A 16,402-nucleotide genomic window follows, 5' to 3' on the forward strand; every position below is an offset into this window, starting at 1 on the left:
CCGGCGGACGCCGATTGAATATACCCTCCCCCAATTCCGGAGAGATCAGAACTCGAAGCCGAAGGTCGCGCCGTACGTACGCGGATTGCCCGCGGTGCCGTTGTCGCCGGCATTGGTGGCGCTCAGCTGGGTCCGGTAGAAATCGTCGGTCAGGTTCTTGCCCCACACGCGGACATAGATGCTGCCGTCGTTCGGCTTCCAGGTGAGCGAGGCGTCGACCAGATTGTACGAAGGCTGGCGTACCCGGCCGTCCGGCGAACCGACGAAGCCGTCATTATAGTAATAATTGCCCGCCACCGAGAAGGTGCCGATGCCCGTCGGGATATCGACATTGCCGCCAAGGCTGAGCGTCAGCTTCGGCGTGTTCTGAAGCTCGGCGCCCGAACGATCGCCGATCAGCAGGCAGTTGCCGCCAAGCTGGGTGAAGGGATTGCCGTTGGTGCCAAGGCAGGTCTGGCCGGTCGGGATCACGAAGCCGGTGGCCAGCGGATAGGGATAGGAAATCACCGCCTGCGGGAAATCCTTGTACTGCGCATGGGTGTAGCCGACGCCGCCGAAGATGCGGACATTGCGGGTCGGCTGCCAGGTGATGTCGGCATCGACGCCGTAAATCTCGGCACCGTTCGCATTGTACACATTGTTGCGGCCGGCGATCACCTGCTGCACCTGCACCGCGTCCTGATCGTAATAATAGGCGGCGACGTTGAGGCGCAGGGTGCGATCGGCGAGGTCGGACTTGAAGCCGACTTCGAACGCATCGACCGTCTCGGGCTGAAGGATCGAGGTCAGGCTGCCGCGCGGATTATAGGTGCCGCCGCGGAAGCCGCGATTGTAGCTGGCATAGGCGAGCAGCTGGGGCGAGAAACGGTGATCGACCGACAGGCGCCAGCTGGTGTTGCCGAAGGTCTTCTGCCCGGTGATCGTCGCGCTGCGCGTCGTCGTGTTGGTGTTGCCGTTGAAATCGACCTGATAGCTTTCGAACGAGCGATCGTCGCTGGTGTAGCGGATGCCAGCGATGACGTTGGTCGCGTCGCCCAGTGCATAGGTCAGCTCGGCAAAGCCCGAGATCGACTTCACCCGGACCGAATAGATATCGTCCGAATAGCCATTGTTGCCGAAGGTGAAGAGGCCGGTGGTACGGCCCGGATCCTGACCCGCGTCATTGTCCATGTAGAAGGCGCCGATCACCCATTTCAGTGCGCCGTCGCCCTGCGAGACCAGGTTGATCTCCTGCGTGAACTGCGTGTCGTAGTTGTTGTTGTCGACGCGGATGCGCGGCTGGGTGGTGCCGTCCGGATCGAACAAAGTGCGCAGGGTCGAGCGGCGATAGGCGGTGATGCTCTTCAGCTCAGCGCTGCCTAGATCCTGGGTGATCGTCAGGCTGGTGCCCCATTGGCGCGCACGCAGCAGCGGATCGACATCGGCGACGATATCGCGCTCCGATCCGGCAAGCATCACACCCAGCGCATTACGGCTGAACTGGCGGAAGGCAGGCTCGGCGGCGTCGCGGCCGTTGAAGTCGCCGCTCAACACCACGCGCGTGGTCGCGCCAGGCTCCCACAACAGCTTGGCGCGGCCCGACCAGCCATCGCCCTGACCGACGTCGTTGCCGGTGAACAGGTTCTTCGCGAACCCTTCCTCGCGCTTTTCATACTGGCCCGACACGCTGATCGCGATGTTCGACGAAAGCCCGCCGGTGACGAAGAAGGCGCCGTTCAACGTCTCGTAATTGCCGTAACCGAACTGGGCCTTGCCACCCCATTCGAACTTGGGATCCTGAGTGGCGATCTGGATCAGGCCGCCAGTGGCATTGCGGCCGAACAAGGTACCCTGCGGTCCCTTGAGCACCGCGACCTGATCGACGTCGAACAGCGACTGGAGCACGCCGAACGCCGCGCCATAATAGACGCCGTCGACATAGATCGCGACCGGGTTCTCGATGCCCGGGCCCTGGCCGGTGGCGCCGATGCCGCGGATGCGCGGCAGGCCGAAGCCGCCGACCGCAGTGGTGACGTTGAGCGAGGGGACCGCCGCCTTCAGATCCTCGGTATCGCTGACGCCGGCCGAGGCCAGATCGTCACCGCCCAGCGCGGTGATCGCGATCGGCACGTCCTGCGCGTTCTGCGCGCGCTTCTGCGCGGTGACGACGATCTCGGCATTGCCTTCCTGCGACTCTTCCTGTGCGTCCTGCGCGAGCGCCGATGTGGCGCCGAGCAGTGCGATGCAGGAGCCTGCGAGCATCGCGGCACGGAGCCGCGGCGAACGGCGCGTGGCCGATGGATTGCGTGAATTCATGTCATCCTCCCCAATCTGATCCCGGGCCGCCGTCCGGTCTGCTGCACGGATCGGCGGTATTGGTACGAAGGCCACGCGCCACCGGCGCCGGCCCAACGGGCATGAAGAACGGCACGCCCCGGCGCACCGCTTCTTCAGGCTGCCACTGTCTCTATTGGCAAGGCGCGCCGCGCCCATGATCACAACCGCACGATCCCCGATAAATTCCGCGAATGCGTGTGATTATCTGGTCAACGTTGTCAAAATAATCGCAACAACAACCGGATCACTTCCTTGTAATGACATGAAACAATCCGGTTGTGTTTTGCGATGATCTTTACGCGGGAAGATATAGTGGCATCGAATCTTCCCATTTGCTGTCGGTCAGGATGCGCTTGCCGGTGCCATCGGCATTCATGACGTAGATCTGGCCATATTGCTGGAAGGTCTGTTCGTAGAGCGCGGCCTCGTCGCGGAAACCGTGCTGCGATCCGCTCCACAGGATGCGTCCGTCGGCAGTCCACACCGCATGGCCGTCGCTCGATTCATGATCGGTGCAGCGGAACAGGCCGGTGCCGTCGGGCCGGATCGTATAGATGTCGAAATTGCCGTCCTCCGCGCGCTTGCGGGTGAAGACGATGCGCTTCCCGTCGGGCGACCAGCCGGGGAGATTGTCATAGCCTTCGGTCAGCTTGCGGATCTGGCGCGTCTCGAGATTGAGGATGCGCAGGCCCTTCTCCTCGGCGCTCCACACGCGGAAGACGATTTCCTTGCCGTCGGCCGAATAGCTGGGGAAGCCCGAATGGATCGAACCGTCGGTCAGCTGTTCGGCGCCGGTGCCGTCGCGGCGGACGCGCCACAGTGCGGCGGTGGCGCGGTTGCGCTCGAAGAACCAGTAGCCGAGACCAAAGGTGATCCACTGATTGTCGGGCGACCAGGCCGGCTGGAACGCGCCGGCCAGACCCATGCGCACCTTGGCCTCGTCGAGGCCGCGGCCGCTGCTCTCGAAGACCTTGGTCCTCTGCGAGCCATCGGGCCGCATGATCAGCACCGAGCTGTTGCCCAGCTGCTTCTCGGTGAAGACGACCCAGCCGTCGCGCGACATCAGCGGGAAGACGTCGACATGCTTATAGTCCCAGTCCTTGTCCCAGCTGTAGAGCGGCTTGAACAGCGGACGGACCGGCTTGAAATCGACCTTCTCGTAGATCACCGACTTCGCATCAGGCGACCAGATCGGCGCGCGGATGAAGCTGCGCTTCAGCGCCGGGCGATCGGAGGTGTAGGCGAGACCCTCGTTCGGGCCGTACTTCACCAGATAGCCGATCTCGCCGGCGCTCAGATATTGCGGCTGGAGCTTGAGGTCGGTGCCGGTGGTGTGCTCGACGCGCTCGCCGGTTGCCACGTCGACCGAGACGATCTGCGAATAGGCCTTGCCGACATAGTTGGGACGCCGGGCGCCCCAGGTTGCCTCGACCGTCATCTCGTAGAACACGATGCGGCGGCCGTCCGGCGACCATTTGGGCGAGCCGAGGCAATAGCCGGGCTTGGTCGCGACCTGGCGGAAGCCGGTGCCGTCGGGGCGGATCACATAGATGGAAAGCTCCTGGGTATGCTCCCAGCCAGCGCCGCCATCATGGCCGGTCCATTCGGTGTTGCGATCCGAGGAGAAGGCGATCCACTTGCCGTCCGGCGACCATTGCGGGCGGAAATAGCAATCGGGCTTGCCTTCCTTGCCGCGCACCGCGCCGATCCCGGTGAGCTGGCGGGTGCGGCCGTTCTTCAAGTCGAGCAGCCAGATGTTCGCGCGATAGCCTTTGCGGGTCGAAACGAAGGCAAGGAAGCGTCCGTCCGGCGAAACCACACCGGCATCGTCCACCGGCGATCCTGTGACGAGCGGCGCGATGCCCGTGCCGTCTGCGCGCGCAGTAAAGATGTCCGACTGGCCGTCGCCATTGCGTTCGGAGGTGAAGACCAGCCCGCCGCCGGGCGTGAAGCCCGCATTATATTCGAAGCGCGTATCGCCCAGCAGCTTGCGCTCGTTCGCGCCATCCACGTCGCTGATGCGCAGCTCGGAAACCGAAGGCGCGATGCGGTTCATCAGCATCACGCCCTTCTTTTTCGGGCCAGCGGTGAGAGTTGCGGCTTTGGCCGCACTCGCCATGACGGCGGCAGCAGGAATTACGCCCAGAAACGCGCGGCGGTCCATCGATCCCTCCTCGTGGTGCGGCCGCACAATGCGTCGCCCATCTTGGTTTTTGCTGTTGTATCTGTGACGGGCGGAAGGGCGGAAGGTCCAATCACAAGCCTGTAAATGGCGATCAGTTCTGCCGCGCTTCTTATCGTCCGATGTGCCACGCATGGGTCTAAGGCCGCTCACGCGAACGGGTGGAGAATGAAGTGAGCGAGCACCGGCACCCCCTGGCGATCCGCGATTTCCGCTATTTCTGGACGGCGCGGCTGTGCTCGACGCTGGCGCAGAACGCGATGGTGATCGTCATCGGCTGGCAGGTCTATGACATTGCGCGGCAGACGATGGGGCTGAAACAGGCCGCGCTCCAGCTCGGGCTGATCGGGCTCGCGCAGTTCCTGCCGCTGTTCGCGCTGGTGCTGATCACCGGCTGGACCGCGGACCGGGTGGACCGGCGCTTCATCGCCCGGCTGTGCCTGACGCTGCTGCTGTTCTGCGCGGCCTTGCTCGCCTGGTTCAGCTTCCGGGGGACGATGACGCTGGGCATCCTGTTCTCGGTCGCGGTGCTGCTGGGCGTGGCGCGCGCCTTTTCGATGCCTGCGCAGAATGCCCTGGCGCCCAACCTCGTGCCCCCTGCCCTGCTGCCGCGCGCGGTGGCGACCACGGCGATCGCGGGGCGCGTCGGCGGGATCGCGGGGCCGGCGATGGGCGGCTATCTCTACGCGGGGGCGCCGCACATGCCTTATATGGTCGCGGCGTTCCTGCTCGGCGGATCGCTGTTCTGCATGCTGATGATCCGCCCCATCGCCCGCACCGGGATCGACGGATCGCGCAATCCGTGGCGGCAGATGGTCGAGGGGCTCAGCTATGTGATCCACAACCGGCTGGTGCTGGGCGCGATCTCGCTCGATCTGTTCGCGGTGCTGCTGGGCGGCGCGACCGCGATGCTGCCTATCTTCGCGCGCGACATACTGCATGTCGGCCCAGCGGGTCTCGGCCATCTGCGCGCAGCCCCGGCGGTAGGCGCGATGCTGATCGCCTTGTGGTTCTCATGGGCGCCGCTGTCGAAGGGCGTGGGCGTGAAGATGCTGGCGGCGGTCGGTGTCTTCGGGGTGGCGACGGTCGGCTTCGGGCTGTCGCGCTGGTTTCCGCTGTCGCTCGCCTGCCTCGCGGTTCTGGGCGCGGCCGACATGTTCTCGGTCTATGTCCGCCAGTCGCTGATCCAGATCTCGACGCCGAACGAAATGCGGGGACGCGTGGGGGCGGTCTCGACGCTGTTCATCTCGGCTTCGAACGAACTGGGCGAAGCGGAATCGGGCTTCCTCGCCGCGCTGATCGGGCCGGTCGCCGCGGTAGTGGCGGGCGGCGCGGGAGCCGTCGCCATCGCCCTGCTCTGGGCGAAGCTGTTTCCGGCGCTGCGCCGCGCCGAGGGGTTTCAGGTCTAGCGCGGGAAGGCGAAGCTGGTCGGCTTGGGCACGGCGATACTGCTGCCGGTATCGCGCAGCTTGCCGGTGCGGGGATCGCGGGCGAACAGCGCGACATTGCTCGAGGTCTGGTTCGCCACCAGCATCCAGCGCCCGCTCGGATCGATCGCGAAGCTCCACGGCCGCTGCCCGCCCGAACCGATCCGCTGGATCTCGGTCAGCGCGCCAGTGCGCTTGTCGACGGCATAGGCCAGGATCACATCCTCGCCGCGGATCGAGACATAAAGGAAGCGGCCATCGCTGCTGGTGGCGATCTCCGCGCCGCTGCTGGTCGCGCGTTTCGCTTCGTCGATGGCAATCGGCACGGTCTGCACCGGCACCAGCCGGCCCGCATTCCAGCGATAGGCATGGACCTCCGGCACCAGCTCGGTGATCAAATACAGGAATTTGCCGTCGGGGCGGAAAGCGAGGTGACGCGGGCCATGGCCCGGCGTCACGGCTTCGGACGGCGGATCGGCGGGCGTCAGCGCGCGGCTTGCCGGGTCGAAGCGGTAGACGAAGATCTTGTCGGCACCGAGATCGGCGGACAGCACAAAGCGCCGTGACGGATCGAGCAGCACGGCATGGGCATGCGGACCCGCCTGACGCCGGTGCGGACCGGTGCCCTGATTCTGCGCCATCGATGCGGGCGGTGCGAGCGATCCGTCGGGACCGATCGGCACCGCGCTCACATGGCCGCTGCCATAATGCGCGGCGAACAAAGTGTTCGAGCGCGTATCGAGCGCCAGATGGGTCGGCCCGCCGCCACCCGAAGGCACGCGATTGAGCAGGCGTAGCGCGCCGGTGCCCGGCGCAGAGGCAAGCGCGATCAGTTCGCCGCCGCTTTCATTGCCGGCCTCGACCACCGTATAAAGCAAGGGCCGGTCCGGATGCGCCTCGACCCAGGTCGGCCGCTTGCTTTCGAACGCGACGCCGATGGGGATCAGCTTGCCCGCGCGCGTATCGAGCCGCGCGGCGAAGATGCCCTGCCCCGGCTCGCTGGCCTGCGTGCCGATATAGACGATCCGGCCCGGCGCGGTCTGGGCGAAGGCAGCGGGCGCGGCGAGCGCGGCATGCGCCAGCCCCGCGGCGAAGCTGCGGCGCGAGAGGCTCACCATGCGTCCTGCGTCGCGAAGAAGCGCTGCCAGAAATCGAGCTTTTCGGGCGACGCGATGGCGATCGGCGCGAACCGGTCGCCCACCTCCATCACCTGCGGCTTGCTTGCATCGAATGCGGGCCAGAGCGGCAGGCCCGGGCCGTTCGGATCGCCGCGCTTCACGATGTTGGCGAGATAGGAGGACATGATGTCCGCGATCCGGCGATCCTCGTCGGTCCAGGGCAGGTCGTTCGCATCGAGGCTGTTGAACATGTACATGATCTCGGACCCATGAAATGCCCCGCGCGTCAGCCGGGTCGGCCCCACCAGAGCATGACTCCAGAAATAGGTGAAGACCGGCTGTCTCACCGTCTTCGTCCATTCGCGCGCCCACATCCAGGTCGAGACGCGCGAATTGTCGCGCACCGCGTCGTTGTTGGCGAGCGCCGCTTCCTGATCATTAGTGGCGGGATAGAGTTTCAGGAACTCGCCGGCCATGGGCCCGAACTTGGTCTTCGCCCAGTTCACATAGACCGACAGCGTCACGCTGGTGTGCGGCATGCCCGGCCGGTTGATAGGCGGGTTGGCGCGCAGCGTCTCGAACGCCGTCTCGGGCACCGCGCCGCTCTCGTCCTTGTTGTTGCCCGCGACATAGCCGACATGGTTCTGCGTGCCGCCCGACAGCGTCTCGCCATAGGTGCGCGGCACGATCCAGCCATCCACCACCGGACGGAACAAGGGCGGGCGCGAGGGGCTGCCGGTATAGACGTCGGGATCGGCGACGCCGCTGCCCTCCATCAGCTGCTGCCACGGCATCGCCCGCAGTTCCTTGAGCGATCGCGTGCCACGTGCGGCGACATAGGCCACGCCCGCAGTCTCGGCGCCCTTCATCGTCCGGGTCGAGGTGTTGAGGTAGCGCAGCTCGAGATCGCGCGGATAGCGGACCTGGCTCTCCGCCACGCTCTGATGGAACAGCCCCTTGGCCAGCGGCGACATCGACAGGAAGCCGACCGATCCTGCCCCGGCCGACTGGCCGCCGATGGTCACCTGCTTCGGATCGCCGCCGAACGCCGCGATGTTCCGCTGCACCCATTTGAGCAGCGCGATATCGTCCATCAGGCCGTAATTGCCCGAGGCGTTATGGCCGGACTCCTTGCTCAGTTCGGGGGTTGCGAGGAAGCCGAGCGGCCCCAGCCGATAGTTGAAGGTGACGACGATCACCCCCTTCTTCGCCAGCCCCTCGCCATCGAACTGCGGATTGGCGCCAAAGCCTTCGTTGAAGCCGCCGCCATAGATCCAGACATAGACCGGGCGCCGTTCCTTCGCCGAAGCCGCGCCGGTCCACACATTCGCGGTCAGGCAATCCTCGCTCATCGGCATGTCCTTCACGCGCGGATCATGCTGCGGGCAGAGATTGCCGAAATCGTCCGCCTTGCGCACGCCGCGCCACGCCTTGGCAGGCGCAGGCGGGCGCCAGCGCAGCTCGCCGACCGGCGGTGCGGCATAGGGAATGCCCTTGAACACCCGGATCGCGGGATCGCGGCCCGCCACGCCCGACAGCAGCCCGGTATCGATGCGAACGGTCTCGACCGGCGCGGGCACGGGCGGCGCGAGCGATGCGCTGCCGCCGCCGGGAAGCGTTGTCAGCGACAGCGCAAGGGCGGTGGCGAAAACAGTGCGGATCATGGACCTCTCCGGCGATTATGGCGGGCGCTATCGTCCCAGCCTTTCGCATAGGTGTAGCCGCTGTGCCGCAAAGCCCCACATTGGTTTGGCGTGCCGCACGATAACTTCGCCCGGACGCCCGAAATCACCGGCATCCAGAATCAATATAGCCCGACCGGAAACCAATGACGGCGTTTGCCGCGCGTCGATGCATTGAGCAGCCGCAGGGAAGTATGGTCGTCCATCGCTGGCGAAGACCAGTGCGGCGAACCGGAATGACAACGTTGTAAATGCAGCCGCGCCGGGCGCCAGACCGACAAGACAGGCGCGGTGAAATTCAGGGAGAGCGTCCTATGAAGAAGGTTCGACTGATCACCGCTTTGCTCTGCGGAGCGAGCGCCATCACATTCGCTCCGGCGGCATTCGCGCAGAACGCACTGGCCGCGGCGGAAGAAGATACTGCCCCGGCCGATACTTCGAACGAGCTGGTCGTCACCGGCTCGCGCACCATCACCAACGGCAATACCAGCCCGGTGCCGGTCACGGTCATCCCGACCGAGACGCTGATCAACGCACGGCCGACCAGCCTGACCGAATCGGTGCAGATCCTGCCGGTCTTCTCCGGATCGCGCAGCCAGGTCAGCAACCCCTCCGCCACCGGCGGCGTGGGCGGCGGCAACGGCGTCGCCGCGCAGCTCAACCTGCGCAACATCGGCGCGAACCGGAACCTGGTGCTGATGGACGGCCGCCGCGTGCCGCCGACCTCGATCAGCAACATCGTCGATGCCGACGTGATCCCGCAGCTGCTGATCGAGCGCGTCGATACCGTCACCGGCGGCGTATCGGCCGTCTATGGCTCGGACGCGGTCACCGGCGTGGTCAACTTCATCACCAACCGGAAGTTCAAGGGCGTGCGCGCCTATATGCAGGGCGGCATGTCCGAATATGGCGATGCGGGGCAAATGGCGGCAGGCGTCGCGGTGGGAACCGACCTGTTCGGCGGCCGCGGCCATTTCACCGCCAGCTACGAATATCGCGACGATCAGGGCGTCGACCGCCGCTCGGCGCGCGACTGGTACAGCCGCCCGGTGGTGGTCGGCAGCGGCACCGCCGCCGCGCCCTATCGCCTGATCACCAACGCCACGCTGGCCAATTTGCCGTTTGGCGGCCGCATCACCTGCACCGGCGCGTGCACCGTCAACGGCCAGTATTTCGCGACCGACGGCGTGCTCAGCCCGCTCGTCAACGGTACTGCCTATGCCGGTACCGCCAACACGCAGGTGGGTGGTTCGGGCGGCTATGTCGACCTGACGATGAAGGCCGAGCAGCGGATGCACCAATTCTATGGCCGCTTCGATTTCGAAGTCAGCGACAATGTCCGCCTGTTCGTGCTGGGCAGCGGCACGTTCAAGCGCAACTCGTTCTACACCGACGAGGTGCAGCTGCAGAACATCACGCTGAGCCGCACCAACTTCTTCCTCGCGCCCGCCTATCAGGCGCAGATCCCGACCGCGACCTTCAGCTTCAACCGCATGCTGACCCAGCCCGAGCGCGCCAACGCAGTGCCCGAATCGCGGCAGATCATGTTCGTGGCGGGACTGACCGGCAGCGCGGGCAAGTTCGACTGGAACGTCGCCTATACCCGCGGCTCGTCACGGCTCGAGACGCTGCTGCGCAACAATGTGAACAACCAGAAGCTGTCGGCCGCGCTGGACGTGGTGGCGGGCGTGGGCGGTGCACCGGTCTGCTATGCGGCGACGCAGGCGGCGACCGCGGCGGCCTATGCCGATTGTCAGCCGCTCAACCTGTTCGGGCCGACCGCGTCGAGCATCGCCGCGCTCGACTATATCCTCGACGACACGCTGTACGTCGCGAAGACCAATCAGGACGATATCACCGCCGACATTGCCGGATCGCCCTTCGATACCTGGGCCGCGCCGGTCACCGTCGCGCTTTCGGGCGAATGGCGCCGCCAGACGTTCGAATCGACCAGCGCGGCCACCCCGTCCATGTATGCGGACTGCACCAACCTGCGGTACAATTGCACGCCGCGGAACGTGACCACGGGTGCCGGCACCTTCCTGTATCGCCAGACTTTCCCGGCCACCGACCAGATCGACCAGTCTGTGTGGGAAGTCGCGGGCGAAGTGAATCTGCCGCTGCTCAAGGATTCGGCGATCGCCCGCTCGTTCAGCGTCAACGGCGCGGTGCGCTACACCAAATACGACACGGTCGGCGATTACTGGACGTGGAAGGCCGGCGCCGACTGGCAGATCACCGACGATCTGCGCGTCCGAGGGACGCTGTCGCGCGACATCCGCGCACCAACCCTGAACGATCTCTACGCACCGACCTCGGTCGTGATCGTCAACAATCAGGACCTGCTGACCGGCGCAACCAATCAGGTGCCTTCGGTCAATGTGCCCAACCCGAACCTGACCGCCGAGATCGGCAAGACGAAGACGGTGGGCGTGGTGTACAAGCCGGGCTTCGCGCCGGGCCTCAGCTTCGCGGTCGATTATTACGATATCCAGATCGACGGCGCGATCACCACGGTGCAGGGCTTCCAGCCGAACATCCAGAATGGCTGCAACCTCAACGGCGTGGCGCTTTATTGCGACCTGATCGTCCGCAATTCCTCGAACGTCGTCACCGCCTGGCTGGTCCGCCCGGTGAACCTGGCGCAGATCAAGACCTATGGCGTCGATTTCGAGGTCAACTATTCCGGCCAGCTGTTCGGGCAGGCGCTGAACATCCGCGGCCTCGCCGCCTATCAGCCGCATATCCGTTACATCCAGCCTTCGGTGCCGACCATCGATCAGGGCGGCGTGGCGTTCGGTTCGGCCGGCCTCACCGCCAGCCCGTCGGTGCGCCTGACCGGCATGGTCAACTATGCCGTCACCGACAAGCTGAAGCTGGGCATGACCTATCGCTGGCGTAACCGGATGAAGCTGTGGGGCGATCCCACCGTAGTGTGGGCGCCGGGCGAAGGCACGATCGCGCCGTTCGGCCAGGCATCGCTCAACGTCGGATGGGAATTGCCGATCCCGGCTGCGGGCAAGGCCGAGATGTTCGTGAACGTGCAGAACCTGTTCAACGCCGCTCCGCCCCCGGCCAACTCGCCGGGCACGGCGACCTCGCCGGGCGGTTTCGGCGGCTTCGCGATCACCGACGATCCGATCGGGCGCTACTGGACCGCGGGCATCCGCTTCCGGTTCTGAGCCCGGTCACCATCCAATCTTCCCTCCTCGCCCCCCGGCCCTGCGCCGGGGGGCATTTTCTTTTGAGTCCCAGCCTGCCTATCGTGATGGCATGTCGAAGATGATCGGGCTGATTGCAGCGCTGGCATTGTGCGCGTGTGGCGACCGCGCCAGCACGAATACCATGGAACCGGGGCAACGCGAGATCGAGCCCGCGACGCTTCCCTTCGACAATTCCACCGGGTTTCTCGATGGCTTCACATTGAACGTCGCTCACGACGGTAGCCTGACATGGAATAGCGCGCCGATAGAGGACGCGACTCTGGAGGCGTACCTCTCGCAATGGGCGGCGCGTCCTCGGGACGCGGGCAGTCTCTTTGTGGCGTTTGAGCCCGGCGTCCCGACGGCTCGTGCGGAATGGGTTCGACGGAAAGTGATCGACAGCGGCCTGTGCGCGCAAGACCGTTGCCGGGAGGTCGGCTGGGATATCAAAAGGCCGGTTGTGAACTAACGGCCAGAGAAGGTGGAACGGGTCAGTTCACGCCCGGAAGCGGCAGCCCCTGCGCGACCCACCCGCTGACACCCGCCGCCAGCGCCACCCCGACCAGCCCGCGCCACAAGGGCGCGAAGCGGGGCGGTTCGGCGGACTCGTCCAGCGCCTTGCGGCCGGTGATCATCGGGCCGACCAGATTGTCGCGCTTCACCAGTGCGTAAAACAGGATCGCCAGCAGGTGCAGCGCGACCAGCGCGAGGATGATGTTGAACAATTGCTCGTGCAGGTCGCGCGCCAGATCGGAGAGTTCGTACGACACCAGATCGGACAGCGGCCCGGATTCGATCCCGTCGGTATCCTGCGCGAACAGGCCCAGCGCGACCTGCAGCAGCATCGCGCCGAGCAGAGCGAGCACACTGAGCGCGCCGATCGGGTTGTGACCGATGGTCTTGTCGCTCGATTTCGAGAACAGCCCCCTGGCATAGGCGAAAACCGCACGCGGCCCGCGGACGAACGAGGCGAAACGTGCGGTCGAGCTGCCTGCAAAGCCCCAATAGATGCGGAACAGCAGCAGCCCGAGCGTCACATAGCCCAGCAGCCGGTGGGTCGACATGTCGCCCGATTTCCACGTCCACCACAAAGCGGGGAGCAGCAGCGCGAAGCTCCAATGGACCAGCCGCACCGGCAGGTCCCACAGCCGCGTCTTTGGCGGTGCCGGGGGTGGCGCGGACTCGCCCTCGGGCGCGTCCGTCACCGCATCCTCGCTCACTTCTTCGCGCGGAACTTGTCGTGGCAGCCCTTGCACGTCGCGCCGACGGCAGTCGCGGCCGGGCGGATCGCCGCTAGATCGCCGGAGTCGGTCGCGGTCTTGAGCGCCTTCACCGCATTGTCGAAATTGGCCGCGGCGGTGGCGAAGCCGGGCTTGTCCTGCCAGATCTCAGGCTTGGCTTCGGTCTCGATGCCCGATTCCGGACCCGATCCATCGGGGAACCAGCTCGGCACCTGGCCGGACAGGCCCGCGAGCGTGGTCGCATTGGCCTTGATCGTCTCGACCGAAGGCGCGTCCTTCTTCAGTTCCTCGTTGATCGCCTTGTTGGCCTTGGCGATCTGCTTGAACTTGGCTTCGCGCGGATTTTCGCCGCCCGCTGCGGCATTGCCGCCGGGCGCGGCGGAGTTGCAGGCCGAAGTCGCCAGAACCAGCGCCAGCGCGCCACCGATCATTCCAAGCTTCAAGTCGAGCCTCCCGCCATCATGTCCGTTACGCGAGCATAACGCGCGCGCGCGCAAAACGCCGCCAATATCGTGTTTCCGGGGTATAAATTCGCCGCTCAGCCTGCCTTGCGAACCAGCGGCAGCACCGTCCGTTCATCCATCCGCTTGCGCAGCAGCTCGATGAAATCGAGGTGGAGCTGGGTCGGCAGCCAGCCCGCACGCATGGTGATGCCTATCGACGGCGCCGGCTCGATCGTGCCGATCGGCACCGCGGCCAGCGTGTCGTCCTCGTGCATCAGCTCGTACGACGTGATCAGCGTCAGCCGGTCGCTGCGCGCGAGCAGGTGACGGATCACCGGCAGCGAGCAGGTGGCGATCGAGGTCTTGGGACCCTTGCCGCCCGCGAACAGCCGCTCGAAACAGGCGCGGCGGCTCGATCCCGGGGTGCCGACCACCCAGTCATAATCGAGCAGGTTCTCGACCGTGACCTTGCCCTGGCGCAGCAGCTTGTGCCCGCGCCGGGCGACGACGGTATAGGGCGTCTTGGCCAGCGCCTGATTGGCGAGATCGTCGGCAGTGGTTTCCTGCACCAGCCCGATCACGAAATCGACCGCGCCCGCGCGCAGGCTCTTGAGCATCTCGGGCGCGCTTTCGTTGACGATCTTCACGTCCGCCTGCGGATGCGCCGAGACGAATTCGTCGAGCACCGAGGCGAGCAGCACGCTGCCGCCGAACGGCATGGCGCCGACTGCGATCTGGCTGTTGAAGCTGCCTTGCGCCGCTTCGATCTCCTTGATCCCCCACTCGATTTCCTGCGTGGCTAGCCTGATCTTGCGGCCGAACTCGACCCCGGCCGGGGTCACCATCACGCCGGCGGCCGTGCGGTAATAGAGCGACTTGCGCAGATTGCCTTCGAGGTCGCGGGCGGCACGTTGGAGCGAGGCTTGCGACAGGCCGAGCAGCTGGGCGGCCTGCGCGAACGAGCCGGTCTCGACGATCGCGATCAGGCTGCGCGCCTGCGATTTCGAGATGCGCTTGGCGATGACCGGCGCCGCGGCGGCAGTGACGCCCAGATCGATCAGCGCCTGTTCGATCTGCGCGAACAGCCGCGCGGTGCGGCGATGGAAGATCTCGCCCAGATCGTTGAGATAACTGCCGCTGGCGCGGCGATCGAGCAGGGTCACGCCGATCTGCTGCTCGAGCTTGGCAAGCGATTGGGTCACTGCCGGCTGGGAGAGGTTGCACTCCTCCGAAGCCTTTCTGACGCTGTTGAGCCGGCCGACGCTTTCGAACAGCTTGAGCTGGCGAAAGCTGAGGGATTCGGCGCGGGTTTCCGCATCCATGTCCATCACTCTGGTTCCTCTCCGTTGCGGCCTCATAACCGAAAATTATCGCTTCGAGAATGCCCGCACGATGCAGCGCTTATCGCTCGAAACTGGCTGCGAGCGGTGCCGGAAAGCAGCGAAAGCGCCCGTGTCCGGCCGGGCAATCGCGGTTGCCTCATCGGTATATTCATTGTTAAATCAATGATATATGTACGATTCAAAGATAGCGCCGATCCGGCCTTGATCCACCGCAACACGACCCGCATCGAAGGTGTGAAATTGTCCCGGAAACGCGGAATTGATCACCAAATTCTACGCAAAACTTATAACCCCGCGCAGCGATTCAATCGCGAACGGCGATAGAAAATGGGTTGGGGAACCCAAGATTTGAGGCGCGCCGATTGACGCTGGGCACCCCCGGGTTGCTTTTGCGGGCAAGCAAAGGGACGCCCGCGGGGCGGCTCCAAATCCAGCGCAGTTCAGGAGAGCGACATTGGCCGGTAAGGTTCACCTCAAGATCGCGGTTGCGGAACATCCGCACACCTCGGCGATCCGCAGCGGCGAAATCCCCATCGAGGGTGTCGACGCCGAGTTCATCACGGTGAAGCCTCAGATCGGCGCGTTCCGCCGTATGGTGCGCGATGTCGAGTTCGACGTGTGCGAGCTGGCACCGACCACCTATATCATCGCCCGCGCCTATGGCGCACCGTTCGTGGCGCTGCCGATCTTCGTGGTGCGCCGGTTCCACCATGCCGGCATGCTGGTGCGCCCCGATGCGGGCATCGCAGTGCCCAAGGATCTGGAAGGCAAGCGCGTCGGCGTGCGCGCCTATTCGGTGACCACCGGCGTGTGGATCCGTCAGGTGTTCATCGACGAATATGGCCTCGACAATTCGAAGGTCACCTGGGTGGTCGATGACGAGGAGCATGTGCAGGCGCTCAAGCTGCCGTCGAACGTGATCCATGCGCCCGAGGGCCGCAGCCTTGCCGACATGATCGCCGCGGGCGAGCTTCAGGCGGGTGTCGAGGCGGCGGCAGGCATCGGCCGCACCGGCGCGCCGACCGGCGGCTGGCAGGAAGTCGAAGCCAATTATCCCGACCTGATCCCCAATGCCGAAGCGGTCGAGGCCGAATATTACGCGCGCACCGGCGTCTATCCGATGCACGGCACCATCGTGGTGAAGGATTCGGTTCTGGCCGAGCATCCGTGGATCGCCCGTTCGCTCAACGACGCCTTCACCCGCGCCAAGGACGAGTGGGTCGCAAAGCTCAATTCGGGCGAGGCGACCGGCGCGGGCGCGGACAAGTATCGCAAGCTCCAGAAGATCGTCGGCGCCGATCCCCTGCCCTATGGCATCGAAGCCAACCGGCCGACGATCGAGGCGCTGGAAAAGACCGCGTTCGAACAGGGGCTGACCCCGCGCCGCATGTCGATGGACGAGCTGTTCGTCGATCCCACCACGATCCCCGCCCGTCAGGACGCGTAA

The 16,402-nt window shown here is 65.3% G+C and carries 11 protein-coding genes; 4 read left to right on the forward strand and 7 right to left on the reverse strand.

Features of this window, described 5'->3' with window-relative positions; genetic code table 11:
- Nucleotides 1-45: 45 nt before the first annotated feature.
- Both P1X14_RS08530 and P1X14_RS08535 read right to left on the reverse strand, forming a co-directional pair.
- On the reverse strand, nt 46-2,295 hold the full coding sequence (locus tag P1X14_RS08530) for a TonB-dependent receptor (RefSeq protein ID WP_277314912.1): 2,250 nt from the start codon (nt 2,293-2,295) through the stop codon (nt 46-48).
- Between the two features lie 316 nt (nt 2,296-2,611).
- The gene (locus P1X14_RS08535; protein ID WP_277314913.1) at nt 2,612-4,480 is read right to left on the reverse strand and encodes a hypothetical protein; all 1,869 of its coding nucleotides are present in this window, start codon (nt 4,478-4,480) and stop codon (nt 2,612-2,614) included.
- A gap of 191 nt (nt 4,481-4,671) precedes the next feature.
- On the opposite strand from P1X14_RS08535, the gene P1X14_RS08540 reads away from it, so the two are divergent.
- Nucleotides 4,672-5,907 (forward strand): MFS transporter, encoded by a 1,236-nt coding sequence (locus P1X14_RS08540; protein WP_277314914.1) that lies wholly within the window; start codon nt 4,672-4,674, stop codon nt 5,905-5,907.
- Here the strand turns inward: P1X14_RS08540 and P1X14_RS08545 are convergent.
- A complete protein-coding gene (locus tag P1X14_RS08545) occupies nt 5,904-7,040 on the reverse strand; it encodes a lactonase family protein (RefSeq protein WP_277314915.1) in 1,137 nt (378 codons plus the stop codon). The genes P1X14_RS08540 and P1X14_RS08545 overlap by 4 nt on opposite strands.
- Nucleotides 7,037-8,707, reverse strand: a complete 1,671-nt coding sequence (locus P1X14_RS08550) for a carboxylesterase family protein (protein ID WP_277314916.1) — start codon at nt 8,705-8,707, stop codon at nt 7,037-7,039. The genes P1X14_RS08545 and P1X14_RS08550 overlap by 4 nt, the downstream gene beginning before the upstream one ends.
- A 332-nt stretch (nt 8,708-9,039) precedes the next feature.
- Here P1X14_RS08550 and P1X14_RS08555 point away from each other — a divergent pair, with 332 nt between their 5' ends.
- Both P1X14_RS08555 and P1X14_RS08560 read left to right on the forward strand, forming a co-directional pair.
- The gene (locus P1X14_RS08555; protein WP_277314917.1) at nt 9,040-11,907 is read left to right on the forward strand and encodes a TonB-dependent receptor; all 2,868 of its coding nucleotides are present in this window, start codon (nt 9,040-9,042) and stop codon (nt 11,905-11,907) included.
- Between the two features lie 91 nt (nt 11,908-11,998).
- Nucleotides 11,999-12,397, forward strand: coding sequence for a hypothetical protein (locus P1X14_RS08560; protein WP_277314918.1), 399 nt, complete (start codon nt 11,999-12,001; stop codon nt 12,395-12,397).
- Between the two features lie 22 nt (nt 12,398-12,419).
- Here the strand turns inward: P1X14_RS08560 and P1X14_RS08565 are convergent, their stop codons facing one another.
- The 3 genes from P1X14_RS08565 to P1X14_RS08575 all read right to left on the reverse strand — a co-directional run bounded on the left by P1X14_RS08565 (nt 12,420) and on the right by P1X14_RS08575 (nt 14,940).
- Complete coding sequence (locus P1X14_RS08565; RefSeq protein WP_277314919.1) at nt 12,420-13,148, reverse strand: cytochrome b/b6 domain-containing protein; 729 nt, start codon at nt 13,146-13,148, stop codon at nt 12,420-12,422.
- Complete coding sequence (locus P1X14_RS08570) at nt 13,145-13,612, reverse strand: cytochrome c (protein WP_277314920.1); 468 nt, start codon at nt 13,610-13,612, stop codon at nt 13,145-13,147. Before P1X14_RS08570 ends, P1X14_RS08565 begins: the two co-directional genes overlap by 4 nt.
- A 95-nt stretch (nt 13,613-13,707) precedes the next feature.
- The gene (locus P1X14_RS08575; protein WP_277314921.1) at nt 13,708-14,940 is read right to left on the reverse strand and encodes a LysR family transcriptional regulator; all 1,233 of its coding nucleotides are present in this window, start codon (nt 14,938-14,940) and stop codon (nt 13,708-13,710) included.
- 469 nt (nt 14,941-15,409) lie between these two features.
- Here P1X14_RS08575 and P1X14_RS08580 point away from each other — a divergent pair, with 469 nt between their 5' ends.
- Nucleotides 15,410-16,402 (forward strand): PhnD/SsuA/transferrin family substrate-binding protein, encoded by a 993-nt coding sequence (locus tag P1X14_RS08580; RefSeq protein ID WP_277314922.1) that lies wholly within the window; start codon nt 15,410-15,412, stop codon nt 16,400-16,402.

The organism is Sphingomonas sp. AOB5, from assembly GCF_029433115.1.
Lineage (GTDB): Bacteria > Pseudomonadota > Alphaproteobacteria > Sphingomonadales > Sphingomonadaceae > Sphingomonas.